The 25,188-nt window shown below is 70.8% G+C and carries 24 protein-coding genes; 12 read left to right on the top strand and 12 right to left on the bottom strand.

Going from position 1 to position 25,188, the window contains the following annotated elements; translation table 11 throughout:
- Window positions 1-109: 109 nt before the first annotated feature.
- Genes BLW14_RS11305 through BLW14_RS11290 form a run of 4 tightly spaced genes read right to left on the bottom strand, consistent with a single transcriptional unit; the run spans window position 110 to window position 4,561 of the window.
- The gene (locus BLW14_RS11305; protein ID WP_093710697.1) at window positions 110-634 is read right to left on the bottom strand and encodes a hypothetical protein; all 525 of its coding nucleotides are present in this window, start codon (window positions 632-634) and stop codon (window positions 110-112) included.
- A 34-nt stretch (window positions 635-668) separates the two neighbouring features.
- Entirely contained in the window at window positions 669-2,657 is a 1,989-nt protein-coding gene (locus tag BLW14_RS11300) for a hypothetical protein (protein ID WP_177153952.1), read from the bottom strand.
- On the bottom strand, window positions 2,654-3,817 hold the full coding sequence (locus BLW14_RS11295; RefSeq protein WP_093706790.1) for a 5'-methylthioadenosine/S-adenosylhomocysteine nucleosidase family protein: 1,164 nt from the start codon (window positions 3,815-3,817) through the stop codon (window positions 2,654-2,656). Before BLW14_RS11295 ends, BLW14_RS11300 begins: the two co-directional genes overlap by 4 nt.
- Entirely contained in the window at window positions 3,818-4,561 is a 744-nt protein-coding gene (locus tag BLW14_RS11290; protein WP_093706788.1) for an NUDIX hydrolase, read from the bottom strand.
- Between the two features lie 211 nt (window positions 4,562-4,772).
- On the opposite strand from BLW14_RS11290, the gene BLW14_RS11285 reads away from it, so the two are divergent.
- A complete protein-coding gene (locus tag BLW14_RS11285; protein ID WP_093706786.1) occupies window positions 4,773-5,504 on the top strand; it encodes a DUF4365 domain-containing protein in 732 nt (243 codons plus the stop codon).
- A 35-nt stretch (window positions 5,505-5,539) separates the two neighbouring features.
- Here the strand turns inward: BLW14_RS11285 and BLW14_RS11280 are convergent, their stop codons facing one another.
- Complete coding sequence (locus tag BLW14_RS11280) at window positions 5,540-6,106, bottom strand: Uma2 family endonuclease (protein WP_093706784.1); 567 nt, start codon at window positions 6,104-6,106, stop codon at window positions 5,540-5,542.
- Window positions 6,107-6,225: 119 nt separating this feature from the next.
- Here BLW14_RS11280 and BLW14_RS11275 point away from each other — a divergent pair, with 119 nt between their 5' ends.
- The gene (locus BLW14_RS11275) at window positions 6,226-8,298 is read left to right on the top strand and encodes a thioredoxin domain-containing protein (RefSeq protein ID WP_093706782.1); all 2,073 of its coding nucleotides are present in this window, start codon (window positions 6,226-6,228) and stop codon (window positions 8,296-8,298) included.
- 61 nt (window positions 8,299-8,359) lie between these two features.
- Here the strand turns inward: BLW14_RS11275 and BLW14_RS11270 are convergent, their stop codons facing one another.
- Together BLW14_RS11270 and BLW14_RS11265 are read right to left on the bottom strand one after the other, a co-directional pair.
- A complete protein-coding gene (locus BLW14_RS11270; RefSeq protein WP_093706780.1) occupies window positions 8,360-8,980 on the bottom strand; it encodes an acyl-CoA-like ligand-binding transcription factor in 621 nt (206 codons plus the stop codon).
- A gap of 32 nt (window positions 8,981-9,012) precedes the next feature.
- A complete protein-coding gene (locus tag BLW14_RS11265; protein WP_093706778.1) occupies window positions 9,013-9,708 on the bottom strand; it encodes a PAQR family membrane homeostasis protein TrhA in 696 nt (231 codons plus the stop codon).
- Window positions 9,709-9,938: 230 nt separating this feature from the next.
- Here BLW14_RS11265 and BLW14_RS11260 point away from each other — a divergent pair, with 230 nt between their 5' ends.
- On the top strand, window positions 9,939-11,765 hold the full coding sequence (locus BLW14_RS11260; RefSeq protein WP_093706776.1) for a phosphoenolpyruvate carboxykinase (GTP): 1,827 nt from the start codon (window positions 9,939-9,941) through the stop codon (window positions 11,763-11,765).
- A gap of 173 nt (window positions 11,766-11,938) precedes the next feature.
- Window positions 11,939-12,439, top strand: coding sequence for a hypothetical protein (locus BLW14_RS11255; protein WP_093706774.1), 501 nt, complete (start codon window positions 11,939-11,941; stop codon window positions 12,437-12,439).
- A gap of 52 nt (window positions 12,440-12,491) precedes the next feature.
- Here BLW14_RS11255 and BLW14_RS11250 read toward each other — a convergent pair whose 3' ends face one another.
- Together BLW14_RS11250 and BLW14_RS11245 are read right to left on the bottom strand one after the other, a co-directional pair.
- A complete protein-coding gene (locus BLW14_RS11250) occupies window positions 12,492-12,890 on the bottom strand; it encodes an SCO4983 family protein (RefSeq protein ID WP_093706772.1) in 399 nt (132 codons plus the stop codon).
- Window positions 12,891-12,982: 92 nt separating this feature from the next.
- Window positions 12,983-14,194 (bottom strand): pyridoxal phosphate-dependent aminotransferase, encoded by a 1,212-nt coding sequence (locus tag BLW14_RS11245; protein ID WP_018519074.1) that lies wholly within the window; start codon window positions 14,192-14,194, stop codon window positions 12,983-12,985.
- Window positions 14,195-14,630: 436 nt separating this feature from the next.
- On the opposite strand from BLW14_RS11245, the gene BLW14_RS11240 reads away from it, so the two are divergent.
- The 5 genes from BLW14_RS11240 to BLW14_RS11220 all read left to right on the top strand — a co-directional run bounded on the left by BLW14_RS11240 (window position 14,631) and on the right by BLW14_RS11220 (window position 18,799).
- Complete coding sequence (locus BLW14_RS11240) at window positions 14,631-14,960, top strand: hypothetical protein (RefSeq protein WP_093706770.1); 330 nt, start codon at window positions 14,631-14,633, stop codon at window positions 14,958-14,960.
- A 130-nt stretch (window positions 14,961-15,090) separates the two neighbouring features.
- Window positions 15,091-15,930: a CPBP family intramembrane glutamic endopeptidase gene (locus BLW14_RS11235; RefSeq protein WP_177153951.1), complete on the top strand. Its 840-nt coding sequence runs from the start codon at window positions 15,091-15,093 to the stop codon at window positions 15,928-15,930.
- 35 nt (window positions 15,931-15,965) lie between these two features.
- Window positions 15,966-17,117, top strand: a complete 1,152-nt coding sequence (locus BLW14_RS11230) for a sensor histidine kinase (RefSeq protein ID WP_093706766.1) — start codon at window positions 15,966-15,968, stop codon at window positions 17,115-17,117.
- Window positions 17,114-17,773, top strand: coding sequence for a response regulator (locus BLW14_RS11225; protein ID WP_093706764.1), 660 nt, complete (start codon window positions 17,114-17,116; stop codon window positions 17,771-17,773). The genes BLW14_RS11230 and BLW14_RS11225 overlap by 4 nt, the downstream gene beginning before the upstream one ends.
- 126 nt (window positions 17,774-17,899) lie before the next feature.
- The gene (locus BLW14_RS11220) at window positions 17,900-18,799 is read left to right on the top strand and encodes a S1 family peptidase (RefSeq protein ID WP_093706762.1); all 900 of its coding nucleotides are present in this window, start codon (window positions 17,900-17,902) and stop codon (window positions 18,797-18,799) included.
- A 64-nt stretch (window positions 18,800-18,863) separates the two neighbouring features.
- On the opposite strand, the gene BLW14_RS11215 is transcribed toward BLW14_RS11220, so the two are convergent.
- The 3 genes from BLW14_RS11215 to BLW14_RS11205 all read right to left on the bottom strand — a co-directional run bounded on the left by BLW14_RS11215 (window position 18,864) and on the right by BLW14_RS11205 (window position 22,764).
- A complete protein-coding gene (locus BLW14_RS11215; protein WP_177153950.1) occupies window positions 18,864-19,727 on the bottom strand; it encodes a DUF1206 domain-containing protein in 864 nt (287 codons plus the stop codon).
- A gap of 33 nt (window positions 19,728-19,760) precedes the next feature.
- Complete coding sequence (locus tag BLW14_RS11210) at window positions 19,761-21,371, bottom strand: N-acyl-D-amino-acid deacylase family protein (protein ID WP_093706758.1); 1,611 nt, start codon at window positions 21,369-21,371, stop codon at window positions 19,761-19,763.
- A gap of 103 nt (window positions 21,372-21,474) precedes the next feature.
- Entirely contained in the window at window positions 21,475-22,764 is a 1,290-nt protein-coding gene (locus tag BLW14_RS11205; RefSeq protein WP_093706756.1) for an alanine racemase, read from the bottom strand.
- Window positions 22,765-22,915: 151 nt separating this feature from the next.
- Between BLW14_RS11205 and BLW14_RS11200 the strand changes: the two genes are divergently transcribed.
- From BLW14_RS11200 to BLW14_RS11190, 3 genes are read left to right on the top strand one after another with little or no spacing between them, the layout of a single operon-like run.
- Window positions 22,916-23,974: a sugar kinase gene (locus BLW14_RS11200; protein ID WP_093706754.1), complete on the top strand. Its 1,059-nt coding sequence runs from the start codon at window positions 22,916-22,918 to the stop codon at window positions 23,972-23,974.
- Window positions 23,971-24,729 (top strand): IclR family transcriptional regulator, encoded by a 759-nt coding sequence (locus BLW14_RS11195; protein ID WP_093706752.1) that lies wholly within the window; start codon window positions 23,971-23,973, stop codon window positions 24,727-24,729. The genes BLW14_RS11200 and BLW14_RS11195 overlap by 4 nt, the downstream gene beginning before the upstream one ends.
- Before the next feature lie 6 nt (window positions 24,730-24,735).
- On the top strand, window positions 24,736-25,146 hold the full coding sequence (locus BLW14_RS11190; RefSeq protein WP_018519066.1) for a RidA family protein: 411 nt from the start codon (window positions 24,736-24,738) through the stop codon (window positions 25,144-25,146).
- The last annotated feature ends 42 nt before the right edge of the window (window positions 25,147-25,188 follow it).

Genomic DNA, 25,188 nt, shown 5'->3' with positions numbered 1-25,188 from the left:
GCGATGCGCGCCGACGTCGGGGCACGGCTCAGCCGAGCCAACCTGAACCGGCCGCACGTTCCAGCCCGGGCCCTGCGCAGGCCGGGGCACCCCAGCGGTAAGGCAAGCGCTACTGCTCCGTACGACGCAGGAATTGCCAGCCCAGCACGGCCAGGGCGAGTGCCTGCCCGAGAGAGGTGACCACGAGCAAGGGCTGAGCGGTGGGAGAGCACCAGAACACGGTCGTGCAGACCATGGGCAGAATGAGGTAAGTGAACAGGTCCACCGCAGTTTGAAGCCGCTTACGCAAGGTGCGTCCGGCTGCGTTGCGGTGGTAGGCCTCCCAGCCGAACACCGCTCCTTGTGCGGAGGATAGCTCTGCCAGCCGCGGTCCCAGTTGGTCGCGGACGTAGCAGCCGATCGCCGAGATCTTCTCGTCGTTGACCAGGTAGGTCCAGCCCAGGATCAGGCAGATTGCGGGGGCGGAGAGCAGTAGTCGGGACTGTCCGCTGTGGACGGTGACCGCTAGGACCGCGGTGATCGCGGCGAGCGTGAAGTAGAGCAGGTTGTCGCGGAAGCCTATGCGGGTCTTCTGCTCCTCCTTGAGGCGGTCGTACTCGGCCAGCAGAACCTTGCTCTCGGTGACATCGTCCATGGAGGTCACAGCTGTCCTCTGCTCGATTCCGGGTTCAGTCGGCGACTTGGAAGGGCGTCAGGTTGTCGGGGTTTCGCCGCTCGATCCAGTCCTTCCCGTCTGCCGCGACCCCCTCAAGGAGGCGGAAGGTATGGGTGAAGCCGGCCGAGCTGAGACTGATCTCGGAGATCTCCCGAGCACTCTCGTCAGGTGCGAGTTGATGGGCATCGGCGTCCTTGACACGGATCTTCCGGGCGGGCCCGTTGGTGAGGATGAGCTCCAGGTCGTAGCCGACATCGGCGTTCTCCGTCACCTGCACCGAGGACAGTGCGTCGAACCGGTAATTGCTGCGCTGCTCGTTCTTGCGCGTCGAGTCGGCGAACTTGAGGTCGGAGCTGATTTCGCGGATGCCGTCCCGGGTGAACAGAAACAGGTGGATGACGTAGTGCGAGTACCGCCATGGGCCGCCTTGGACCCGGGCCCGTCGGTAGGGGCGCGCCGGGGCCACCAGGATGGTGTGTGTGATCAGGTCGCGCCAGGTGAGCCGGTGATGTCGCAGCGCCTCGTCGACGAACCAGGTCTTGTCGCAGGTGAACCAGGTTTCCATCTCCAGCTCGCTGGGCCGGATCTCGTCCAGGAATGCCTTCCAACGCTGGTAAGCCATCTGCCGCGCGGCCAGCTCTTCCTGGTACCTACGAGCCTCCCGGGCAACCCGGTGTCTCTCACGCCGGAACTGCAGCCACAGCTGCGCGGCCTCGTATCCCGACCAGGCCGCACCGAGCAAGGCCAGGAACGCCCACAGCGGCCCCGGCTCGTCGGCGCCGGAGACCGCAGTGCTGAGCCCCGACAGCGCCGCGGCGCCGAGAACGACCAGGGCCGCCACGGTCAGGACCTTCGTTCTGGCCGGTGTCGGGTCTTGACGGTGCCGGTCGAAGAGAGTGCCGTCGTTGTGGCGGTCACGGGCCTCCTCGGCGAGGTGCCGGATCAGCCAGGTGACCCGGTCCACACTGATCCGGCTTTCCCGGTAGAGGTCCGCGATCTCCGCGGCGAGATCGCTGCGGACCTCAGTGGTGTGTGCGAGCCATGCTTCCGGGGTGAAACTGTGGGGCGTACGGACGCTGAAGTAGTGATCGAATCTGCTGTGCACGTGCTTGGTGAATCCGTCCCCGGCAGGTGCGGGTCCGCGCGGGGGTACGGCGCCGGCGTCGGCCGAGTGGGCAGGCCGGGATTGCCGGCCCCACCACTGGACGCCGTACCGGGCCGCGACGCGGCTCGCGCCGACTGCCACCAGTGACTCGAGGACCGCTTGGACCGGATGTGCGATCCACGCCAGGGCCCCGAGGACCGCACTGCTCACTACGAATAGGACCACCCGCAGGGGAAGGGCTGCCCGGGCTGCGGCGGCGGCCTCCGTGTCCATGCGGGGAAGCACAGCACGCGCCCCGATGGGAAGGGGCTCGAAGTAGGCCCAGACCCGTTTGACCCGGTCGTTGCCGAAGCGCTCCGCACCGGCCCGTTCGAGGGTCTCCGCCCACAGGTCGTCCTTCAGCCCTCCGGTGAGCATGAGATCGAGGTGGCGAAGGATCGCATCATGCTGCCGGGGCGGCAGGTCCTGCAGTTGCTTGAGCACAGGTCCGGCCGTGCCGCTCGCGGTGCCGAGTGCCGCCAAGAGGTCGAAGGTGACGCGCAGGGCGTCCTTCCACTCGTCTTCGGCATAGCCCCGCACGAGCCCGGAGGCGTGGTGCAACTGTTGCATCTCTACGGTGCTGAGGTCGTGGTAAGTGCGTGCGCTGAGCACCGCGAGCACCCAGTGGAACCGAACCTCGGCGTTGGTGTAGCCGTGGGCGATCGCGTCAGTGATCATTTCGCGGGCGCGGCCGGGAATGCCGTCTTCCAGAAGCCGCACGCCCACCCTGTACTTCTCCTGCGGCGAAGCATCCGGGTGGACGAAGTAGACGTTGGAGTTGTGTACGGTCCCCGCCTGGATCCCGATGGTGGAGTCGTACGCGGCCGAGCCGTACGTGGCACCGTCGCTGTCGCTCATGCCCGGTCACCGGCTGCTGCGATCAAAGGGGCCAGCTCGGCCATCAGTGCTGGGCACTCGGCGACCAGTCCGCGAAGTCTTTTGAGCGCCATGGCCGCCCTCTTCGACGAATCAGGGGTGTTTTCCCCGGCTGACCTGAGCGCGGAGTCCAGGTCGACCAGCGCCTCCCGATGGGTGTCCTCGTCGATGGCGCCTTCAGTGTGGTGCTGCCCCAAAGTTGCGCGGAATCCATTGAGTGCCGCGATCAGGTCCATCGGGCGGGACTCCTGTGGAGCCGTGCTCATGTGAACGCTGCTGCCCGTGACCGCGCCGGCCATGATGCCGACGGTACTGTTGTGAGCGGTGTTGTTGACGTGTCGGCCAGGCAGGTGGGCCGAATGCGCCCTGCTGTCCCGGGGGCGGGTGGTCTCTTCCTCTTCCGCTACCAGTTCCACCGCCAGACGGATGGCGAACGCCGCAGCGTTCGCAGCGGCCTGCGGCTGCCAGTTGCGGTCGTCTGTGCTGTTCTTCGTGCCGTCTGCTCGGTCGCTGATTCCCCGGATGATGGCTACAGGCGCCCCGTTGAGATGGCCGGCCTGCGCCACACCGGCAGCCTCCATCTCGATGGCGAGGGCATCGTTGTAGTGCTGCCGGATCCACTTCGCCTCGGTCGAGATCCTCGAGTTCTGGACGATCTCGCCGGCGGCGACCGCCCCGAAGCGCACCTTCGGCGCATCCTCGTGACCCGAGTTGGAATCCGCCCAGTCATCCAAGCGGGCCAGGTGGGAAGCGAGTTGACTGATGCCGTGCGGTGCTTCCCACACCCGCGGGCGCGCCTTGAGACCGTCATCCTCGCTGGTCCCGCCATGGTAGGCGTACACGTGCGACGCCATGACGACGTCACCCAGCCTGGTGGCGTCCCATAAAGCGCCGGCAACCCCTACGAACAGCACGGCCGACGGCGAGAACTCTTGAATCGCGCGTTCGGCGATCACCGCGGCGGAATTATTCCCCTTGCTCGTCAGGCCGAGCGCGACACGGCATGACGCGCCCTTTACGGTCCCCACTTCGAATCGGGTACCACGCTCATGGCGGTGCATCTGCGGACTCACCAGCTTCTGACGTACGGCCTGATACTCGAGATTGAGAGCGGTGAGGATCACCACCGGGCCTTTCGACATCTATTCCTCTTCCCCTCTTGTGTTCTCTTCCGTTGCGGACATCGTGGGGCGGATCAGCGGTGGGAACAGGATGGTCTTCGGGCCGGCCCGATACAGACGCGCAGGCCGTCCGCCGGTCCTCCTGCGGTCCGTGCCAGCGGGGATGATGAATCCCTTCGCGGCTTGTACCTTCCGGTAGAAATTGCGAGTGTCGAGTGAGGTGCCCCAGACCGCCTCGTACACATGCTGTAGCTCCGCGATGGTGAATTCCGTTCCGCAGAAGGCCGTGGCCAGAGACGAGAACTCAAGCTTGGTGCGGGCGTGTTCAATACCGTCCCTCGCGATTCGACGATGATCGAAGGCGAGTTCAACCTCCCCGGACAGCACGGCGTTCGCGGGAATCCACGCAGCATCGAAGGCATCAGTCCCCGCGACCGGGTCGGGCAGCCCAGGCGCGATCGCCAAGTGCGCCACGGAAACGACTCGGCCCCGGGGATCGCGGCCCGATTCCCCGTATACGCCCAGCTCTTCGAGGTGCACCCAGCTGGACGCCAAAGCCGTTTCCTCGCTCAGTTCTCGGTGCGCCGCATCCAGGATCTCCTCACCGCCGTGGTTCAGGAATCCTCCGGGCAGGGCGGACATGCCCTGGAAGGGAGCCTCGCCCCGCTCTACCAGGAGGATGTGCAGGCGGCCATCCCGCAGCGTCAGGATCACGAGATCGACTGTCAGTAGTACAGAGGGGGGTGACCAGGCGTCATCGGGCATGGCCCTGACGGTACAGCAGTTACTGTCACATGCACAAGAAGGAGGGTGGTGGAGGCGGCCTGCAGCCCTGCTCCACGAGCTACGAAGCTTTGCCTGCTGTGCGGTCGGGCGGAAGTTTGGCCTGCGTGTCGGTGTACTGCTCTAGCCTTGAGCGAATGGATCAAGAGGGGGAGAAATGCCTAGGGTTCCTGAGACTCGGCGTGTCGGACGCATGGCCGTGAATGAGGTGCGTTCGTTGTTGGAGCGGAACGGCCACATCGTGCAGGAGATTGATGGAGCGAACGACCACGGGGAGGATCTGCACGTAACCTTCGTCCAAGACGGACAACGAACGGCGGACTCTCTGGCCGTGCAGGTCAAGGGCGGGGTCTCGACGCGCACTCGACGGGGGTATCGGGTCAAGGTCGGGGATCACGGAGACAACTGGCGAGAGGCCGGCCTGCCGGTGCTCTGCGTCGTTCATGATCCTGAGCGGGGCGGCCTCTTCTGGGCCAACGCGACTCGTCAGCTCCGCCGAGCCGAAGCGCTGCGCAAGGTACTGAACTCCGTTGTCGTTCGACGGGAGTCCGTTCTGGATGATTCAACCTTCGAGGCATTCCTCGTGAGAATGCGAAACTACCTGGCTCGCGAGCGCGAGGGTGTTGGCAGGTGGGCGGACATGGCGGACGTCGAGTTCGATCCGGGCGACATCGTCAAACCGTTTGTTAACGAGTGTGGTGAGCCTATGGTCTTCTGGCAAAAGCGTGGTGAGCCGTTTGCGATGCTGCTGCATCACGACCTCGACTGGGAGCCTGTGCGCATCCAGGAGCGAACGCTTCGCCTCGATGTCGTTCCGTCGATCGGGGCTGTCATCCTTGACAGTGCCGAAGCCCACTGGCTCATGGGCTGCTTCAAGTCCACCGAATGGTGGCGTCGACCAGCCGAACAGGGCCTGCCTTCCTAGGAGCGTGGCGGTCAGGCGAGCGGCTTCTCGCTTCCTTACAAGACTCCGAGGTCGACCGTGACGGAGAAGGGCGCGTTGGCCCTTACCGTGCCCGTGAACATCTCACCGTCCCTGTAGGCGTTGGCGGCGGGGTCGAGAACGTACGTGTAGATGATCGGGACACCGGTCGCGGCCTGTTCGATGCGCCAGTAGAACGGGATGCCCGCCTTGGCGTACTGGTCGACCTTCACGACCCTGTCCGTGGTTTCCGAACCGGGTGACACGACCTCGACGACCAGGAGGACGTGTTCGGGGCGAGTCGGTGTGAGGTCGATGGTGTCAGCCCGGTACACCGTGACGTCCGGGCGGCGGTTGGTGAGGGGGACGTCCTGCAGGCGGACGTCGAAGTCCGTGTCGGCGTTCCAGTCCGGGCCCGCGGCGGCGTCCAGAGCGTTGGCCAGGAAGCGGGCCAGCCGGTTGTGGCGCTTGGAGGCGCTCGGGCTCACGACGACCATCCCGTCCACGATCTCGATGCCGGCGCACTGCTCCTCGGACCAGGAGTCGTACTGCTCCGCGCTGATCTGCGTGTGCATCCACTCGGGCGCCACCATCTCGGCAGTCACGGTGTACCTCCTTCGAGGAGCCGGAACAGTTCCGCCTCAGCCTACTGTCCTGTGGTCCGGGAAGGCCGCCTCCGCGAGGTCCCCATGCCGGTGCGGGGCACTGTGAGAGGCTGGCCCGTATGAACCGGTTGGCTGGTGTGACCTCGCCGTATCTGCTTCAGCATGCTGACAATCCGGTCGACTGGTGGCCCTGGTCGCCCGAGGCGTTCGAAGAGGCGCGGCGGCGGGACGTGCCCGTGCTGCTCAGTGTCGGGTACTCCTCGTGCCACTGGTGTCACGTCATGGCGCACGAGTCGTTCGAGGACGAGGCGACCGCCGCGTACATGAACGAGCACTTCGTGTCCGTGAAGGTGGACCGCGAGGAGCGGCCCGATGTGGATGCCGTGTACATGGAGGCGGTGCAGGCGGCGACCGGGCAGGGCGGGTGGCCGATGACCGTGTTCCTCACCGCCGACGCGGAGCCGTTCTACTTCGGGACCTACTTCCCGCCCGAGTCCCGGCACGGCATGCCGTCGTTCCGGCAGGTGCTCGAGGGGGTCACCGCGGCCTGGACCGGGCGGCGCGACGAGGTCGGCGAGGTGGCCGGGCGGATCGTGCGGGACCTGTCCGAGCGCAGCCTCGCGCACGGCGGCGAAGGGTCGCCCGGGGAGGCGGAGCTCGCGCAGGCGCTGCTGGGGCTGACCCGGGAGTACGACGAGAAGCGCGGCGGGTTCGGCGGGGCGCCGAAGTTCCCGCCGTCCATGGCGCTGGAGTTCCTGCTGCGGCACCACGCCCGCACCGGGGCGGACGGTGCCCTTCAGATGGCCGCCGACACCTGCGAGGCGATGGCCCGGGGCGGGATCTACGACCAGCTCGGCGGCGGATTCGCCCGGTACTCCGTGGACCGCGACTGGGTCGTGCCGCACTTCGAGAAGATGCTGTACGACAACGCGCTGCTCTGCCGCGTGTACGCGCACCTGTGGAGGTCAACCGGGTCCGAACTCGCCCGGCGGGTCGCCCTGGAGACCGCCGACTTCATGGTGCGCGAGCTGCGCACGCCCGAGGGCGGGTTCGCCTCCGCGCTGGACGCCGACAGCGAGGACGCGGCCGGGCGGCACGTCGAGGGCGCGTACTACGTGTGGACGCCGGCGCAGCTGCGCGAGGTGCTGGGCGAGGAGGACGCCGCGTTCGCCGCCGCGTACTTCGGGGTGACCGAGGAGGGCACCTTCGAGGAGGGATCCTCGGTGCTCCAGCTTCCGGGCGAACCCGGCGAACCCGGCGAATCCGGTGAAACCGGCGAGTCCGGCGAACCCGGCCGGTCCGGCGGCCCCGACGCCCCCCGCGCCGCCGGCGTACGCGAGCGGCTGCTCGCCGCCCGTGAGGCGCGGCCGCGCCCCGGGCGGGACGACAAGATCGTCGCCGCCTGGAACGGGCTGGCCATCGCCGCCCTCGCGGAGGCGGGCGCCTACTTCGACCGGCCCGACCTCGTCGAGCGCGCCACCGAGGCCGCCGACCTGCTGGTGCGGGTGCACATGGGCCCCGTCGCCCGGCTGGTCCGCACGTCCAAGGACGGGCGCGCCGGTGAGCACGCCGGGGTGCTGGAGGACTACGGGGACGTCGCGGAGGGCTTCCTCGCGCTGGCCGCGGTCACCGGGGAGGGCGCCTGGCTGGAGTTCGCCGGGTTCCTGCTCGACATCGTGCTCCAGCACTTCCGGGGCGAGGGCGGCCAGCTGTACGACACCGCGGACGACGCCGAGCAGCTGATCCGGCGCCCCCAGGACCCCACCGACAGCGCGACCCCGGCCGGCTGGACGGCCGCCGCGGGGGCGCTCCTCTCGTACGCCGCGCACACCGGCTCCGAGCCCCACCGCACCGCCGCCGAGGAGGCGCTGGGCGTCGTGAAGGCGCTGGGCCCGCGCGCGCCGCGCTTCATCGGCTGGGGGCTCGCGGTGGCCGAGGCGCTGCTCGACGGCCCGCGCGAGGTGGCCGTCGCCGGTCCGGTCGGCGGCGAGCTGCACCGGACGGCGCTTCTGGGGCGGGCGCCCGGCGCGGTGGTCGCGGCGGGGGAGTCGGGCGGCGCGGAGTTCCCGCTGCTGGCGGACCGGCCGTCGGCGGACGGCGCGCCGACCGCGTACGTCTGCCGCCACTTCGTCTGCGAGGCGCCGACGACGGACCCGGAGGCGCTGGCCCGGGCGCTGGGCGGGGCGGTCTGACTCTCTGACCGGGGTGACCGGGTCGCCCGACAGGCCCGGGGGCAGGGCCCGGCCCGGCCCCTCAGAGCCGCAACCCGCCCTCCAGCGCGTCCAGCGCCTCGTTCACCCGGGTCAGGAGGTCGCCCTCCTGGCCGTGCTCCGCCCAGTGCAGCGTGGCCTCGCGGAGGGCGCCCAGGACCGCCGCGACGAAGACCCGGACGCGCAGGTCGTCCGGGGCGCGGCCGGTGCGGTCGGCGAGGACCCGGGCCAGGTCCCGTGCCGTGTCCGACATCGTCTCCGTCATCCGGGCGCGGACGGCGGGGACCTCGACCATCAGCCGGGTGCGCCGGCGCAGGTCCCCGTCGTCCGTGGCGAGAAACGTGGTCAGCGCCTCCCGCATCACGACGCGTACCGACTCCAGCGGCGGTTCGCCCGCCGGGCGGCCGCGGAGCAGGGCCTCCATGACCGGGTCGTGCTCGTCGGTGAGGACGATGTCCTCCTTCGACGCGAAGTACCGGAACACCGTGCTCGGCGAGACCTCGGCCGCCTCCGCGATCTGCTCGATCGTCGTGGCCTCGTAACCCCGCGCCTCGAGGAGGCGGTGTGTCGCCTCCCGGATCGCCGTCCGGGTCTTGAGCTTCTTGCGCTCGCGCAAGCCCATCGGCTGCGCGCCGGGGGAGAGGGGACGGGAGGTGGCGGCCATGGGCCCATTGTCGGGCACATGTCGCGGCCGCGTCAGCTGTGGTTGTACGCCACCAGCGAGATGCCGATGTAGTGCACCACGAAGGCGGCCAGCGTCAGCGAGTGGAAGACCTCGTGGAAGCCGAACCAGCGCGGCGACGGGTTCGGCCGCTTGATGCCGTAGATGACGCCGCCCGCGCTGTAGAGCACGCCGCCGACGACGACCAGCACCAGCACGGCGATCCCGCCGGTCCGCATGAAGTCGGGCAGGAAGAAGACCGCCGCCCAGCCCATCGCGATGTAGCAGGGGGTGTACAGCCAGCGTGGGGCGCCGACCCAGAAGACCCGGAAGGCTATGCCCGCGAGCGCCGCCGTCCACACCGCCCAAAGCAGCGGGGTGCCGGTGGACTCGGGGAGCAGGAGCAGGGTGAGCGGCGTGTAGGTGCCCGCGATGATCAGGAAGATGTTGGCGTGGTCGAGCCTGCGCAGGACGGCTTCGCCGCGCGGCCCCCACGTACCCCGGTGGTAGACCGCGCTCACGCCGAAGAGCAGGCACGCGGTCAGGACGTAGATCGAACAGGCGATCCGGCCCCGGGTGCTGTCCGAGAGGGCGACGAGCACGATGCCCGCGATGACCACGGCGGGGAACATGCCGGCGTGCAGCCAGCCGCGCATCAGGGGCTTCAGCGGGGCGTCGGGTGTGGTCGCGCGGGGGCCGGCGTTGTCGGGTGCGGCAGCGGCAGCAGTCATTCCCGCATCGTACCTACGCCTCCGTAGGTACCGGATATGGGCCGGAACGGAGTGTGGATGCTCACATGGGCGGCCCTCTGGACATATGGGCGCGAGGGTCGGATGATCAAATGAGTGCGGTCGGCACCGGATGAGCGCCAGGGGAATTCGAAGGGGTACACGCATCCGGGTCGCAGCCCCCACGGGGCAGTAGGAGCACCAACCGAATACACCCTCACCAAGGAGCGATCGTGGCGCGCGACATCGCGGCTCCCCTCACTGTTCCCACCAACCACCAGGAGCTGATCTCCTGGGTGGACGAGATCGCGGCACTCACCGAACCGGACCGGGTGGTCTGGTGCGACGGTTCCGAGGCCGAGTACGAGCGCCTGTGCGAGGAGCTCGTCGCGAAGGGCACCTTCACCAAGCTCGACGAGATCAAGCGCCCGAACTCCTACTACGCGGCCTCCGACCCGAGCGACGTCGCCCGCGTCGAGACCCGTACGTTCATCTGCTCCGAGAAGGAGGAGGACGCCGGCCCGACGAACCACTGGAAGGACCCCGCCGAGATGCGGGAGATCTTCGTGGGCGAGCAGGGCGTCTTCCGCGGCTCGATGCGCGGCCGGACCATGTACGTCGTCCCCTTCTGCATGGGCCCGCTCGGCTCGCCGCTGTCCGCGATCGGCGTCGAGATCACCGACTCCGCGTACGTCGCCGTCTCGATGCGCACCATGACGCGCATGGGGCAGCCCGTGCTCGACGAACTCGGCTCCGACGGCTTCTTCGTGAAGGCCGTCCACACGCTGGGCGCGCCCCTGGCGGAGGGCCAGGAGGACGTCCCGTGGCCCTGCAACGAGACCAAGTACATCTCGCACTTCCCCGAGGACCGCGAGATCTGGTCGTACGGCTCCGGCTACGGCGGCAACGCGCTGCTCGGCAAGAAGTGCTACGCGCTGCGCATCGCCTCCGTCATGGCCCGCGACGAGGGCTGGCTCGCCGAGCACATGCTGATCCTGAAGCTCACGCCGCCGCGCGGTGAGTCGAAGTACGTGGCGGCCGCGTTCCCGAGCGCCTGTGGCAAGACGAACCTCGCCATGCTGGAGCCCACGATCTCCGGCTGGACCGTCGAGACCATCGGCGACGACATCGCGTGGATGCGGTTCGGCGAGGACGGCCGGCTGTACGCGATCAACCCGGAGGCCGGCTTCTTCGGCGTCGCGCCCGGTACCGGCGAGCACACCAACGCCAACGCCATGAAGACGATGTGGGGCAACTCCGTCTTCACCAACGTCGCGCTCACCGACGACGGCGACGTCTGGTGGGAGGGCATGACCGAGGAGCCGCCCGCGCACCTCACGGACTGGAAGGGCAACGACTGGACGCCCGCCTCCGAGACGCCCGCCGCCCACCCCAACGCCCGCTTCACCGTCCCGGCCGGGCAGTGTCCGATCATCGCGCCCGAGTGGGAGGACCCGAAGGGCGTGCCGATCTCGGCCATCCTCTTCGGCGGCCGCCGCGCCTCGGCCGTCCCGCTGGTCACCGAGTCCTTCAACTGGCAGCACGGTGTCTTCCTCGGCGCGAACGTCGCCTCCGAGAAGACCGCCGCCGCCGAGGGCAAGGTCGGCGAGCTGCGCCGCGACCCGTTCGCCATGCTGCCGTTCTGCGGCTACAACATGGGCGACTACATGAACCACTGGCTGAAGGTCGGCGCGGACAAGCCGGACCAGTCGAAGCTGCCGAAGATCTACTACGTGAACTGGTTCCGCAAGAACGACGCCGGCAAGTTCGTGTGGCCCGGCTTCGGCGAGAACAGCCGCGTCCTGAAGTGGATCGTGGAGCGCCTGGAGGGGAAGGCGGAGGGCGTCGAGACGCCGATCGGCATCCTTCCCGCGCAGGGCTCCATCGACACCGAGGGCCTCGACCTGTCCGAGTCCGACCTCGACTTCCTGCTCAAGGTGGACAAGGAGGTCTGGCGCGAGGAGGCGGCGCTGGTCCCCGAACACCTCAACACCTTCGGCGACCACACCCCGCAGGAGCTGTGGGACGAGTACCGCGCGCTGGTGGAGCGCCTGGGCTGAGCCGCCCGTTGCGTACGACGACGGCCCCCGAGCGCTTCGGGGGCCGTCGGCCTGCCCGCCCGCCGCGTTCGTAGTCGTGTTGTGACCCTGCGGAGCCGCAGGGGTGATGCGCGCCGCCGTACGGTTGGCCCGGTCGTGCCGCCGGCGCGCGGCAGCGGAGGGGGCCGCTCGGCATGCAGTATCCGCCGTACCCGAACACGTCGCAGGGCGGGCCGCCCCTCTTCGGCGGGCGCCGTACGCACGGCTGGACGCTGGTTCTGGTCACCGTGAGCGCGCTGATCGCGGGCCTGGTCGGCACCCTGGGCGCGTACATCCGGGCATCCGGCGAGGCCCACGAGAGCCTGCGGTTTCCGGACGAGGACGTCACCGTCACCTCCTGCGGCCGGGACGGGGCGACGGGCCGCCCGATGGCGGGCGTACGGGTCACGAGTGAGGCGGCGCGGCGCGGGACCTACGTCGTGCACGTCGTGTTCAGGGATGTGCGGAGCGGCAAGGGACGCGGGGTGGACGCGGGGGAGGGCGGTGTCACTGTGGCCGACCTGGCGGTGGACGCCACGGCGTCCGGGCGGGTCACCGGTCCGGTTCCGGTGGGGGGCGCCGCCGAGTGTGAGCTCGGGGACGTGACCTTCGAGTCGACACGCGCGGCCCGGGAGGAGCCTTCGCGCGGCCCGTGAGGCCTGGGTGGCACCCGGTCCACGCGCCCAGAGGGCGCGTGGACCGGGGCCGTCAGTGGGCGCCGACCAGCGGCGTGCGGGCGTCGGCCGAGAGCGCCTCGGTGTGGGCGTCCATGCGCTCGGCCGACAGGATCGCGACCGCCGTGTCGGCGCGCGAGGCCGCCACCACCAGGGCCCGGCCCGCGAGGGCGTGGGCGCGGCGGTGGAGGGCGGTCGCGGGCGCGTCGCTCAGTCCGGCGTGCCGGACGGGCGGGGCACCGCGCAGCCTGGCCACCTGCCCGGCGATGCGGTCGCCCGCCTCGCCGAGCCCCAGCTCGTCGGTGACCGCGAGCAGGGCGGCCAGGTGTCCGGCGAGCTGGATGTCCAGCTCCTCCTCGCGGGTGCGGTGCGGGAAGTCGCCGGCGGGGTCGGCCGGTGTGTGGACCGATTTGGTGCGGATCGGTTCGTACATGGATGGCCTCCTGGTGGTGCTGTGAGAACCATCCTAGCTTGGATTCAGTCTAAAGTTATCCATCTTCGAGAAAAGGCTGAGGGGCGGTACGGCTACACCTGGCTGTAGCCGTCCAGGAAGCGGGCGATCCGGCCGATCGCGTCCGTCAGGTCCTCCGTCGAGGGCAGCGTCACCACGCGGAAATGGTCGGGATCCGGCCAGTTGAAGCCCGTGCCCTGCACCACCATGATCTTCTCGGCCCGCAGCAGGTCCAGGACCATCTGGCGGTCGTCCTTGATCTTGTACACCTTGGGGTCGAGCCGGGGGAAGAGGTAGAGCGCCCCCTTCGGCTTCACGCAGGTCACACCCGGGATCTGCGTCAGCAGGTCGTACGCCGCGTCGCGCTGCTCCAGGATGCGGCCGCCCGGCAGCACCAGGTCGTTGATCGACTGCCGGCCGCCGAGGGCGGTGGCCACGGCGTGCTGCGAGGGCATGTTGGCGCACAGCCGCATGTTGGCCAGGATCGTCAGCCCCTCGATGTACGAGGAGGCGTGCGCCTTCGGCCCGCAGACGGCCATCCAGCCCGAGCGGTATCCGGCGACCCGGTAGTTCTTCGACAGCCCGTTGAAGGTGAGCACCATCAGGTCGGGGGCGATCGTCGCGGTGGGGGTGTGCGTGGCGCCGTCGTACAGGATGCGGTCGTAGATCTCGTCGGAGCAGACGACCAGGTTGTGCCGGCGGGCGATCTCCGTCAGCCCGCGCAGCATCTCGTCGTCGTAGACGGCACCCGTCGGGTTGTTCGGGTTGATGATCACCATCGCCTTGGTGCGGTCGGTGATCTTCCGCTCGATGTCGGCGAGGTCGGGCATCCAGTCGGACTGCTCGTCGCAGCGGTAGTGCACGGCCGTGCCGCCGGCCAGCGAGACCGAGGCCGTCCACAGCGGGTAGTCCGGGGCCGGGACCAGCACCTCGTCGCCGTCGTCGAGCAGCGCCTGCATCGACATCTGGATCAGCTCCGAGACGCCGTTGCCCAGGTAGACGTCCTCGACGTCCAGGTCGATGCCCTTGGTCTGGTAGTGCTGCATCACCGCGCGGCGCGCGGACAACAGCCCCTTCGCGTCGCCGTAGCCGTGCGCCCCGGAGAGGTTGCGCAGGATGTCCTCGAGGATCTCGGGCGGGCACTCGAAGCCGAACGCGGCGGGGTTGCCGGTGTTCAGCTTGAGGATGCGATGTCCGGCCGCCTCCAGCCGCATCGCCTCCTCCAGCACGGGTCCGCGGATCTCGTAGCAGACGTTGGCGAGCTTGGTGGACTGGATGACCTGCATGTCAGCGAGCTTACGACTGTGTTTCACGGCCCGCCCGGGCTTTGCCCGCCGGTTGGCCCGGCCGGGTAGGGGTGCACGTCAGTGCGGGCTTTCATCGCCATGCACCCGCCTTCCGCGAACCGTGGGAACCCCGGTCGCGGGCGGCGTGCGGCTTGGAATGGGGTGGCGCGGCGGTGTGACGGACGGGGACGGGTGAGATGCGCCACGGAGTGGTGGTGTCCGCGGGGGTGCGCTTCTCCGGGGCGCCGCCGTCGTGCGGGACGCTGCCCTTCCCACCCGTCGGCCCGTGTACGGGCCCGCAGCGCGGCGCCGACCCCGGTCCGCCGCCTCCGCCCGCGGCACGGGGCGGGCATCGTCCATCGGTCCTGGTCCCCGCGTACCTCTGAAGCAGCTCAATACCGGTGAGCGCCGGACCGTTTCGGGGCAGGGTCGGGACATGATCGGAAACGGGAAGAAGGACATGGCCGTGATCGTGGTGCGCGACTCGGACGCCGTCGTCGCCGCGCTGCGGGAGGAGCTGGCGCGGGCGGGCGAGACGGAACGCCCCGGCCTGGAGCGGGCCCTCGCGCTGGCCGAGGCGCGGACCGGGGTCCCGGACGCGGAGCTCCGGGGGCGGTGGGCCGCGCGGCGGATCACGTCGGGCGGGTACGCCGGGCCCCTCGACGCGGTGGCGGCGGTCAAGGCGCTGCGCCAGGCCGAGCCGGGGCTGAGCCTGCGGCAGGCCGTGCAGCTGTCGCGGGAGGCGGCGGCGGTGCCGAAACCCTAGTCGGCCCGCGTTGTCCCCCGTGCGAGCTACGCGCAGGTGTCCACCCAGCGGTGACGCTTTCGGCGCCGGACGTTCATAGCGTTCAGGGGTAGCCGCGGCAGGTCGCCGCGGGCACTTCCGAGGGGGACTCATGAGAGTGGTGTGGCAGCTTCTCGCCGTCGTGGCGGTCTGGGCGATCGGCGGTCAGTGCGTCAGCGCGGTGGACGGCAATCCGTGGCTCACGCTCGTGACCGGCCTGGTGACGGCGGTGCTCGCCGTCGTCGCCTACCGGTGGGTGGTGGGGCGCACCGAGCGCCGCCGGGTCACCGAGCTGGCCCGGGAGGGTGCGCCGTCGGCCCTGGGGCGCGGTGCGCTCATCGGGTCGGTGCTGTTCACGGCGGTCGTCGCGAACCTTGCCCTCCTCGGGGACTACGAGGTGAACGGCCTGGGGTCGGTCACGGGAGCGGTCGGGTTCGTCGGCTTCATGGCCGCTGCCGCCGTCACCGAGGAAGTGGTCTTCCGCGGCGTGCTGTTCCGGATCGTCGAGGAGCGCGCGGGGACCTGGATCGCGCTGACGTCGACCGGGTTGCTGTTCGGGCTGATGCACCTGGCCAACCCGGACGCGAACCTGTGGGGCGCGCTCGCCATCGCGATCGAGGCGGGCGGCATGCTCGGCGCCGCGTACGCCGCCACCCGCAGTCTGTGGCTGCCCATCGGCCTGCACTTCGCCTGGAACTTCGCCGCGGCGGGAATCTACAGCTCGGAGGTCTCGGGCAACGGCGCCTCGCAGGGTCTTCTGGACTCGACGGCCACCGGCTCCGAGCTGCTCACCGGCGGCGACTTCGGCCCGGAGGCGAGTGTGTACTCCGTGGTCTTCGGGATCCTCGTGACGCTCGCGTTCCTGTGGCTGGCCCGCCGGCGCGGCCATCTGGTGCCGCGTGGCGGACGGCGCCCCGCCCCGGCCCCGGCCGCCACTACAGTGCCCCGGTGATCAGTCCTCGCGAACTGCCGGCCCGATGGCGGCGGTTGGGCACTGCCGTCCGCCGTCCGGCGCGGTGGCAGCGGCTCGACCCCACCGTTCGCGACCTGCCGTTCGGGCTGCTCCTCCTCGTCCTGTCGCTCATTCCGGCTCTTCACCGGCACGGGACGCAGCTGGGCGCCGTGGCGGAGCGTCCGTTCGACATGCTGGCCGCGGTGGCCGCCGTGCTGGAGAGCCTGTCGCTCGCCCTGCGACGGCGGTGGCCGGTGATCTGCCTGGCCCTGGTCTCGCTGGGCTTCGCCGTCGACCAACTGGGCGGCTACCACTTGGTCGCCGGGACCGCGCTGCCCTTCGCGGTGCTGAGCGCGGGGGCCCATCTGGACCGTCACCGCCGTGCCGTCGCGCTCGCCCTGACCGCCGCGTACGTGCCGCTGGCGCTCGCCCTGCACCGGTACGGCACCGAACCGGTGGACGAGTTCCTGACGTTCTACCTGGTGCTCGCCCTCGTCTGGGGCGTCGGGGCGTGGCTGCGTGCGACCCGGGCCGCCGAGGCCGACCGGCGGATCCGGGTCGCGGAAGAGAGCCGTAGCGCCGAAAGGGCCCGGATTGCACGGGAGTTGCACGACGTGGTGACCCATCACGTGACGGCGATGATCGTCCAGGCCGAGGCGGCCCGCTATCTGACCGCAGCGCCAGACCGGCTCGACGGCGCCCTGAGCAGCGTCACCGACACCGGGCGGCGGGCCGTCAGCGACCTGCGCCACCTGCTCGACCTGCTCGACCCGGGCCACGGCGCCGGGGCCCGGGAGCCGTCCGCCGGCCGCATCCGGGGCCTGGTCGAGCAGGCGCGGCGGGCGGGACAGGACGTGGACTTCAGCGAAGAGGGCTCCCCCGCCGAGTCCGCCGGGAGCGCCGATCTCGTGGCCTACCGTGTGGTGCAGGAGGCGCTGACGAATGCGCTCAAGTACGCCCAGGGGGGACGGATTTCGGTGCTCGTGCGGCACGGGGGAGGAGAGATCGCCGTGGCGGTCGACACGGACGGTTCGGGCGGGCGCGCCGAGGTGCCCGCGGGCAGTGGGCGGGGGCTGGCCGGGCTGCGTGAGCGGGTCGGCCTCCTCGGCGGCGAGTTCAGCGCGGAGCCCGGACCGGACGGCGGCTTCGTCGTGCGGGCACGCATACCCTCGGGGAGCGCGCGGTGACCGCACCGGTCCGGGTCCTCGTCTGCGACGACCAGGTGCTCGTCCGCACCGGCCTGGCCACGATCATCGACGCCCAGCCCGACCTGGAGGCGGCGGGCGAGTGCGGGGACGGGCGGACCGCCGTCGAGATGGCCGGGCGGCTGCACCCGGACGTCGTGGTGATGGACATCCGCATGCCGGAGCTCGACGGCATCGAGGCGACCCGCCTGCTGGCGGGGGCGGGCGTGGAGCGGCCCGCCAAAGTGCTCGTGGTGACCACCTTCAACCTGGACGAGTACGTGTACGAGGCGCTGCGGGCCGGGGCGAGCGGGTTCCTGCTCAAGGACGCCCCGCCGGCCCAGTTGCTGCACGGCATCCGGACCGTGCACGCGGGCCAGGCGCTGATCGATCCGGAGGTCACGCGCCGGCTGGTCGGCCGGTACGCCGCCCGGATCCGCCCCACCGGGGACACCTCGTCCGACCTCCCGCTGACCCCGCGCGAACTGGAGGTCCTGCGCCTCATCGCGGACGGCTTCTCCAACAGCGAGATCGCGGCCGCGCTCCTGATCAGTCAGGAGACCGTGAAGACGTTCGTCTCGCGCATCCTCGCCAAGCTCGGGCTCCGCGACCGCGTCCAAGCCGTGGTCTACGCCTACCGCCAGGGCCTGGTGACCTGAACGAGCGGCCGGAATCCGCCCCTTGTGCGCCCCCTCTTCGTACGCCAACATGCGCATGTCAAACCGAAGAAACTTCGGTCGCAGAGGCCAGTCGCGCTCTGTTCAGTCACAAGAGGGGACCCCCACATGAAAAAGCCTCTCGTCGGTGCACTCTTCGCGGTGCTGCTCCTCGGAGCGGGCATCGCCCCCGCGACCGCGGCCACGAGCCACGGCGCGGCACCGGCAGACACGGTCGGAGCCGCGGCTCCGACCGGTCGCACTGCGGTCAAGGCCGAGAAGGAGATACGGGCCAAGGCGGTCAACTTCGCCGGGACCGTTGCGCTCAGCAACTGCTCCGGCTCGGTCGTCCGCACGCCCGCCTCGCAGCAGAGCGACCCCGCTCTCGTGCTGTCCAACGGGCACTGCCTGGAGACAGGCTTCCCGGCCCCCGGCGCGGTCGTGTTCAACCGCTCCTCCAGCCGCAGCTTCACCCTGCTCAACGCCTCGGGCAGCGGTGTCGGCACGGTCCGGGCCAGCAAGATCGCGTACGGGACGATGACGGACACCGACATCTCGGTGTACCAGCTCACCTCCACGTACGCCCAGATCGAGAGCCGCTACGGCATCAAGGCGCTGGAGCTGAGCACCACGCACCCCGTCCAGGGCACCGCGATCACCGTCGCGTCCGGGTACTGGAAGCGCCTGTACAGCTGCAACGTCGACGGGTTCGTCTACCGCCTCAAGGAGGGGAACTGGACCTGGAAGGACTCGGTCCGCTACACCTCCGCCTGCCAGACCATCGGCGGGACCTCCGGCTCGCCGGTGATCGACAACGCCACCGGCAAGGTCGTCGCCGTCAACAACACCGGTAACGAGGACGGTCAGCGCTGCACGGACAACAACCCGTGCGAGGTCGACGAGAACGGGCAGGTGACGGTCCGCCAGGGCATCAACTACGCCCAGGAGACCTACGGCATCGCCGCGTGCATCGGCACCGGCAACGTCTTCGACCTGAACCGCTCGGGATGCACGCTGCCCAAGCCGTGACCGTCGGCACATGAGAAGGGGCGGGGCCCTCGCGGCCCCGCCCCTTCGTCGTGCGTCACGCGGTTCAGATCTTGCGCCACCGGGCGTTGGCGAGGGAGAAGAGGCCGAAGGCGACCAGGCCGACGGCTATCAGGGCCAGCAGCCACGGGCCGGCCGGGGTGGCGCTGAAGGACCGCAGGGTGTCGTCCATGCCCCTGGCCTCACCGGAGCGCGCCTTCACCGCGGCCGACACCGCGAAACCTCCCGCGACCGCGAAGACGAGCCCGCGGCTGACACCGCCGAAGATCCCCGTGGTGTCCACGGCCCGCCGCATGACCGGAGACATGTCGTCCATCCGCAGGTGCTTGTGGAACTTGCGCAGCGCCGCGCGGCCCGCGATCCACAGGCCCGCGCAGGCGATGCCCACCCCGGCCGCGCCCACCAGCCAGCGCCCGCCCGGCAGGTCCAGCACCCGGGCCGTGACGTCCTGGGAGCGGGCGTCGCCCTTGCCGCTGCCGCTGCCCTTGTCACCGGCCGCGAACGACAGGACCGAGTAGGCGACGAAGCCGTAGAAGACGGCCCGTCCGCCGGAGGCCACCCGCTTGGTGGCCTTGTGCCCGTCCGGGCCGGCAGCGCCGAAGGCCGCCTCGGACAGCCGCCACAGGGCCATGCCCACGAGCGCGATGCCCAGGACCCACAGCAGGACGTGGCCGAAGGGCTTCTGCGCGATCTCCGCGAGAGCCCCGCCCCGGTCCGCCTGCTTGCCGCCGCCGCCCTTGCCGTCGCTGTCGCCGCCGTTGAACGCGATGCGCAGGGCGAGGAAGCCGACCAGGAAGTAGATGACCCCGCGTGCCACGAACCCCGCACGGCCGGCCGCCTCCACAGCTGTGCTGTTTCCCGCCTGCCGGGCCTTTCCCTGGCCCTTCGAGGCTGTCGCAGAGATATTCATGACTCCCGGTTGCCCTGGCGGCGGCCGGAGAAACTACACTGCGCCTCCCGCCGAGCGCACCGCACGGCCCGCCAGCACCTGAGTGCGCCTGCCGTCCTCGATGACGAAGCGGCCGTCGATCAGCACGTGCGGGATGCCGTACGGCAGGACGCGCGGCTCCTCGAACGTCGAGCCCGCCGCGACCGTCGCCGGGTCGAAGAGGACCAGGTCGGCGCGGTAGCCCTCGCGTACGAGGCCCCGGTCGGGGAGGCGCAGCCGGGCCGCCGGGCGGGACGTGAGGTGGGCGACGCACTCCTCCAGGGAGAGGATGCCCAACTCGCGTGCGTAACGGCCCAGGTAGTGGGGAAAGGTGCCGTACGCCCGGGGGTGCGGCTTGTCGCCCTGGAGGATGCCGTCGCTGCCGCCGGTGTGCACGCGGTGGCGCATGATCTGCCGGACGTTCTCCTCGTGGCCCACGTGCTGGAGGATCGTCGTGCCGAGCCGGTCCTCCACCAGCAGCCGCCGCGCGGTCACCCAGGGCTCCTCGCCCCGCAGCGCCGCGGACCCGGCCACCGTACGGCCGACGTACCCGGCGAGCGCGGGTTCGCCGGTGCCGGAGATCTCGATGGTCTCCCACTCGATCGGCACCCCGTGGCAGCCGTCCGACCCGACCACCTCCAGGTCGTGGCGGATGCGGGCGGCCGTCTCCGCGTCGGCCAGCCGGGCCAGGACCGCCTCGGGGCCGCCCTCGCTCGCCCAGCTGGGCAGCATCGCGACGAGGGTCGTGCAGCCGGGGGTGTACGGGTAGGTGTCGAGGGAGATGTCGGCGCCCGCGTCGAGCGCGTCGTCCAGGAGGGCGAGGAGGTCGGGGGCGCGGCCCTCGTTGACCCCGAAGTTCATGGTCGCGTGGGCCAGGTGCAGGGAACAGCCCGCGCTGCGGGTGAGCCGCACCATCTCCTCGTACGCCTCCAGGGCGCCGGCCCCGTACGACCGGTGGTGCGGGCAGTAGTAGCCGCCGTGGGCGGCCACCACCCGGCACAGCTCGGTGAGTTCGGCGTCGTCCGCGTACATGCCGGGCGTGTAGGTGAGGCCCGAGGACATGCCGACCGCGCCCTCGCGCATGCCCTGGTCGACGAGTTGGCGCATCCGGTCCAGTTCGGCGGCGGTCGCGGGCCGGTCGTCCCAGCCGACCGCGTACATCCGGACCGTGCCCTGCGGGATGAGGTAGGCCGCGTTGACCGCGATGCCCTGGCGGTCCAGGCGGTCCAGGTAGCCGCCCACGGTGCGCCAGTCGAAGTCGATGTCCTCGCCGTCGCCGTTCCACCCGGAGATGGAGCGGCGGACCTGGGCGAGCGTGCGGTCGTCCACGGGCGCGTACGACAGGCCGTCCTGGCCGAGGACTTCCAGGGTGACGCCCTGGGCGGCCTTCGCACTGTGGTCCGGGTCGCGCAGCAGCGCCAGGTCGCTGTGGGCGTGCATGTCGATGAAGCCGGGGGAGAGGGCGAGGCCGTCGGCGTCCACCGTGCGCTTCCCCGCGGGGCGGGGGCCGGGGGAGTCCTCGGGGTGGATCTCCGCGATGCGGCCGTCGGTGACGGCCACGTCGGCGCGGTAGGAGGGGGTGGCGGTGCCGTCGATGACGGTCGCGTCGCGGATGACGAGGTCCATGGGTGCCTTTCGGGGTCCGGGAGCGGGGGCTCCGCCCCGGACCCCCGCTCCTCTGTCGCCGGAGGGGCTTGAAGTGATCAGAAGCCGGAGGGGCTCGAAATGCTCAGAAGAACGTGCGGACGAAGTCCGTGACCGTGCCGTCCGCCTCCACGAGCGGGATCAGCTGCCACTTGTCGAAGCTGGTGCAGGGGTGGGACAGGCCCATGCCCACCCAGTCCCCGACCTCAAGCCGGGCGCCGTCGTCCGTGCGGACCCAGGTGTGCTGGTCGGACAGGCCCGTGACGGTGATCCCCTCGGCGGGGCGCACCGAGCCGTCCCGGCCCGAGCGCACCACCTGGGCCTCGGGCAGGTCCAGGTCGTACGCCGCGTCCCGCTTGCCCGCGTTGAGGAACGCCTGCCCGGCGGACGGGCGCGACACCACCTGCGCCCACAGCCGGAACGCGGGCTGCAGCGCGCCCTCCTCCGGGACGCGGTTGAACGGGGTGAGGTGGCGGTAGTGCCCGTCGTCGTGGGAGACGTACGCCCCCGAGCGCAGCAGCTTGAGCACGGGCGCGGAGAGCTCCGGGATCTCGGCGAACACGTCCGCCACCGCGTCGAACCACGCGCTGCCGCCCGCGCTGATCATGATGCGCTCGCCGGCCCCCAGCGCGCCGAAGCGGCCCGCCGCGTCGAAGTCCGCCGCGAGCGCGACGAGCCGGCGCAGCCAGGCCCGGACCCGGTCGCCGGACGCCTCCGGCACCTCGCCCTCGTACCCCGCCACGCCGACCAGGCGCAGGGCCGGCGCCGCGGCCACCGCGTCGGCCACGGCGGCGCAGTCCGCCTCGGTCCTGGCGCCGGTGCGCGCGCCCTCGCCCGCGCCCAGCTCCACCACCACGTCGACCGGGCGGGAGGCGCCCGCCGCACGCAGGGCCTCGTCCATCAGCTCGACCCCGCGCACGGAGTCCACGTAGCAGACGAAGGAGAAGTCCGGGTCGGCGTCCAGCTCGCCCGCGAGCCAGCGCAGCGCGGCGGCGTCGACCAGCTCGTTGGCGAGGAAGATCCGGCCGATCCCGAACGCCCGGTAGACCCGGGCCTGGTGGGGGACGGCGGCCGTGATGCCCCACGCGCCGTGCTCCAGCTGGCGGGCGAAGAGCTGCGGGGACATCGAGGTCTTGCCGTGCGGGGCGAACGCGAGGCCGTGGCGCTCCGCGTACGTCTCCAGGAGCGCGAGGTTGTGCTCCACGTTCTCGGCGGACAGGGCGAGCACGGGGGTCGTGAACCCGCCGTCGAAGAGGTTGCGGCGCTCGGCGGCCAGGGCGCCGACGGTCAGGCCCCCGGCGTCGGGCGGGAGGCCCTTGAACCGGTGGTCGACCGGTTCGTCGGCGAGAGCGGTCACGTGGTGCGCGGCGGCCATGGGGGTCTCCTCGGTGCGGGTCCGGTCGGCGATGTGATTGCAACATGTGCAACACCCATTGCGTATATCGCTCAGGGCTGTCTAACATCCGAGCCGACGCCCGGTCAATGGTGAGTGCCGGTGCCGCCGTCCGACTGCTGAGGAGCCCCGCGTGTCCGGAACCACGCCCGCCGACGTCGTGTGCCTCGGTGAGTCCATGGTGACGTTCCTGCCCTCACGGCCGGGGCGCCTCGCCGACGTACCGTCCTTCGCCCGCGGGATCGGCGGTGCCGAATCCAATGTGGCCTGCGCCCTCGCGGCGGCCGGGCACCGGACGGCCTGGGTGAGCCGGGTCGGCGCGGACGGCTTCGGCGACCACCTCGTGGAGGCGGTCGCCGCGTACGGCGTGGACACCTCCTTCGTACGGCGCGACCCCTCGCGCCCGACCGGGATCTACTTCCGCACGGCCACGGACCGGGCCACGGACGTCCACGAGGTGGCCTACTACCGGGCCGGGTCCGCGGCCTCCGCGATGTCGCCCGCGACCGTGCCGTGCGACGGGCTGCCCGCCGGGCGCGTCCTGCACCTGTCCGGCATCACCGCCGCGCTGTCCGCCGACTGCCTGGCGCTGCTCCACGAGCTGACCGCTCCCCGGGAGGGGCGGCCCCTGATCTCCTTCGACGTGAACTTCCGGCCCGGGCTGTGGCGGGGGGAGCCGGCCGGGGTGCTGCTCGACCTGGCGCGGCGGGCGGATGTGGTGTTCGTGGGGGAGGACGAGGCGGAGGAGGCGTGGGGGGTCGTGGGCGCCGCCGCGATCCGGGAGGCGCTGCCGGAGCCGGGGGTGGTCGTGGTGAAGCGCGGCGCCGACGGTGTGACGGTGTTCTCCCATGAACCGGGGCTCCGCCCCGGACCCCGCGCCTCCAACGCCGGCGGGGCTGAAGAGGTCACCCACGTCCCCGCACTACACGTCGACGTCGTCGCCCCCGTCGGCGCCGGCGACGCCTTCGCCGCCGGGTTCCTCTCCGCCACCCTCCGCGGACTCCCCGTCCGCGACCGCGCCCGGCACGGCCACCTCATGGCCGCCGCGGTCCTCACCGTCCCCGGCGACCTCACCGAACCCCCCGCCCGCGCGTACGCCGACCGGCTCGCGGCACTGGACGACGACGCGTGGGGGAGACTGCGTCTCGGCCCCGGGTGGACGGGGGACGACACGGAGGTACGTACGACATGAGTCAGACCGTCGACCGGGCGCTCAGCATCCTGCCGCTCCTCGCCCAGGGGCCCGCCGACCTCGGGCAGGTCGCCGAGCGGCTCGGCGTCCACAAGTCCACCGCGCTGCGCCTGCTCCGTACGCTGCACGAACACGGGCTCGTCTACCGGCAGCAGGACCAGCGCTACCGCCTCGGCGCCCGGCTGTTCGCGCTGGCGCAGGAGGCCGTCGAGAACCTCGACGTACGGGAGATCGCCCACCCGCACCTCGTCGAGCTGAACCAGAACTGCGGGCACACCGTCCACCTCGCCGTGTACGAGGAGAACGAGGTCCTCTACATCGACAAGGTCGAGAGCCGCTACCCGGTCCGCATGTACTCGCGGATCGGCAAGCCCGTCGCGATCACCGTCGCGGCCGTGGCCAAGCTGCTGCTCGCCGACCTGAGCGAGGCCGAGCGCCGGTCCGTCGCCGACAAGCTCGACTACCCCATGTACACGCCCCGTTCGACGCCCGGCGCGGCCGCGTTCCTCAAGGAGCTCGCCGCCGTACGCGAACAGGGCTGGGCCACCGACCTCGGCGGCCACGAGGAGTCCATCAACTGCGTCGGCGCCCCCATTCGCGGCGCCGACGGGCGCGTCGTCGCCGCGATGTCGGTCTCCGCGCCGAACGTGGTCGTCACGGCCGAGGAACTCCTCACCCTGCTCCCCCTGGTCCGTCGGACCGCCGACACCATCAGCCGGGAGTACTCCGGCAGCAACCGACCCAAGAAAGTCTGATCAGCGATGACCGACAAGACCGCCCTCACCCCCAGCACCCACACCACCCCGCCGGCGAAGTTCTCGCACGGCGTGCGCAAGGGCAACATCCTCCAGGTCGCCGGCCAGGTCGGCTTCCTGCCCGCCGTCGAGGGCCAGGCGCCCACCCCGGCCGGCCCCACCCTGCGCGAGCAGACCCTCCAGACCTTCGCCAACGTCAAGGCGATCCTGGAGGAGGGCGGCGCGAGCTGGGACGACGTGATGATGATGCGCGTCTACCTCACGGACGTGGACCACTTCGCCGAGATGAACGAGATCTACAACACCTACTTCGGCGAGCAGAACCTCAAGGAGGCGCCGGCCGCGCGCACCACGGTCTACGTCGGCCTGCCCAAGGGCCTCCTCATCGAGATCGACGCCCTCGCGGTCCTGGGCTGAGTCATCCCCGTAATCCGCACCCCGCCCGGCACGGCGCGCACA

The sequence above is a fragment of the Streptomyces sp. 2131.1 genome, assembly GCF_900105515.1.
Taxonomy (GTDB): domain Bacteria; phylum Actinomycetota; class Actinomycetes; order Streptomycetales; family Streptomycetaceae; genus Streptomyces; species Streptomyces drozdowiczii.
The sequence above is the reverse complement of the archived record's forward strand: the minus strand, read 5'-3'. Positions and strand labels throughout refer to the sequence as shown.